Here is a 2,307-nt window from a genome sequence, read left to right as displayed (position 1 = left end):
GGCCAAGGGCCTGACCGGCCCCGGCTACGACGGGCACGCCTTCTGGGACTCCGAGTCGTACGTGCTCCCCGTCCTGACGTACACCGCGCCCGACGCGGCCGCCGACGCGCTGCGCTGGCGGTACGCGACTCTGCCGCTGGCCAGGGAACGAGCCGATCTGCTCAATCTGAAGGGCGCCGTCTTCCCCTGGCGTACCATCCACGGAGAGGAGTGCTCCGGATACTGGCCAGCCGGGACGGCCGCCTTCCACGTCAACGCCGACATCGCCGACGCGGTCGCCCGCTACGTCACCATCACCGGGGACGAGCGGTTCGAGCGCACGGTGGGGCTGGAGATCCTGATCGAGACCGCCCGGCTGTGGCGGTCGCTGGGACATCACGACCTCGACGGCCGCTTCCGGATCGACGGTGTCACGGGCCCGGACGAGTACTCGGCCATCGCCGACAACAACGTCTACACGAACCTGATGGCGCAGCGGAACCTTGTGGCCGCGGCGGACGCCGCCCGCCGCCATCCCGACCGGGCCGCCGAGCTGGGCGTGGACGCCGAGGTCACGGCGTCCTGGCGGGACGCGGCCGAGAACATGTTCATCCCCTACGACCCCCATCTCGGCGTCCATCCGCAGTCCGAGGGATTCACCGAACACCAGGTCTGGGACTTCGCGAACACCGCGCCCGAGCAGTACCCTCTGCTGCTGCACTTCCCGTACTTCGACCTCTACCGCAAGCAGGTCGTCAAGCAGGCGGACCTGGTCCTGGCGATGCAGCGCCGGGGTGACGCCTTCACGATGGACGAGAAGATCCGCAACTTCGCCTACTACGAAGCTCTGACGGTTCGGGACTCGTCACTGTCGGCATGCTCCCAGGCGGTGCTGGCCGCTGAGTGTGGGCACCTGTCGCTCGCCTATGACTATCTGCGCGAAGCCGCCCTGATGGATCTGCATGACATCGAGCACAACACCGGAGATGGGCTGCACATGGCCTCCCTCGCGGGAAGCTGGATCGCCCTCGTCGAGGGCTTCGGTGGGCTGCGTGACGGCGGTGAGGTGATCTCGTTCGCGCCGCGGTTGCCCGAGGGACTGAGCAGGCTGGCCTTCGGGCTCTGTGTCCGTGGGCGGCACCTGCGGGTGGAGGTCTCCGACTCGATGGCTGTCTACACCGTCCCCGTGGGGCCGGCGATGACGTTGCTGCACCACGGCAAGACCGTCCGGGTGGTTCCTGGCCAGCCGGTCAGCATGGAGGTCCCGCCGACGCCCGTCCTGGAACGGCCGAAGCAGCCCCCGGGCCGGGAGTCGCTGCGCTTCCTGCGCCTGCCCGGGACCGGCGGCCGTATCGGTCCTACCGGCCCTAGCGGTTCCGTCAACAGCATCGACGGCTGACTCCGGACGCGCCGGACGGCCCGGGGCCCCACCCGACCTGGTCCGTCCGGTACGATGCGAATGCGCTACGCGGGCGTAGTTCAGAGGCAGAACACGAGCTTCCCAAGCTTGCAACGCGGGTTCGATTCCCGTCGCCCGCTCCACCGGGTAGCCGGTGCTACCCGGCATAACAGGTCGGGTAGCACCGGACCGAGTTCTTCTTCTCGATGTAGGTGCGCCGAACTGGGGTCCATCGGTAACGCTCCGCCCGGAGCGCCATCGATAATGGCCTCGATCTTACCGAGGCTCATGCCATCCACAGTCTCGCCGGTGGCCCCGGCGGTCATAGCCCCCTTGTTGCGGTAGATCTTCCCATAGGCGAGCAGGAACAGGTCCGGATTGAACAGACACCGGTAGACCCTTTCCAACGGCAGCCCTCTCCTGCCGCGTTCACGAATGATCTCCAGCACGGTTGCGGCATCCCGCATCTCGCGTACCTCACCGTCCTTGTCGATCCAAGCACCTGGGTCCCTTCGCCCATGTAGACGGCTCTCCCGTCCTCCGAGGCAGGGCGTGACTCCCGCGACTACTACGGACCCTCCGTAGCCCTAGGGCTCGCGCCCCGTAGGCCATCCCGAATTCCTCATGCGCCAGACGTATCGAGCGTGACGTAGGCGTCCCGGTCCGTCCCCTTGAACGAGCTCGCTGCCCGTCGCCCACCGGCCGGAAGGGTTCAGAGCGACGAAAGTCGGAATCACTCCTATGCCGGCGGCCCCGACGACAGACGCCGTGTCGGGAGGTGTGACGTTTGCACCGCTGGAGACTGGGCTTCAAGCAGTATGGCCTTCGCCGTATCACGCGGGCCTTGCACGGCCGTGCCTTCGGCGCCTTCACGGCACCCCGCGCTTTCCCGCCATGCTCTTGTCCCCTCCCGGTTTCCCGTTCAGGTC

Annotated in this window: 1 protein-coding gene, 1 tRNA gene and 1 pseudogene; 2 read left to right on the top strand and 1 reads right to left on the bottom strand. The window is 67.4% G+C overall.

All coding sequences use genetic code 11. The annotated features are described in order from the left end of the window. Positions 1 to 1,378 (top strand): glycoside hydrolase family 65 protein (locus AC08ON_RS05865; RefSeq protein ID WP_476616589.1); only part of this gene is annotated, 1,378 nt, incomplete at its 5' end. A gap of 69 nt (positions 1,379 to 1,447) precedes the next feature. Then, positions 1,448 to 1,521, top strand: a tRNA-Gly gene (locus AC08ON_RS05860). A gap of 50 nt (positions 1,522 to 1,571) precedes the next feature. On the opposite strand, the pseudogene AC08ON_RS05855 reads toward AC08ON_RS05860, so the two are convergent. Then, a pseudogene (locus AC08ON_RS05855) lies at positions 1,572 to 1,845 on the bottom strand (maturase); the annotation flags it as partial. Positions 1,846 to 2,307 lie beyond the last annotated feature (462 nt).

The organism is Frankia sp. CoWAU3, assembly GCF_977971855.1.
Note: the sequence above shows the minus strand (reverse complement) of the source record. Positions and strands in the feature narration are given on the sequence as shown.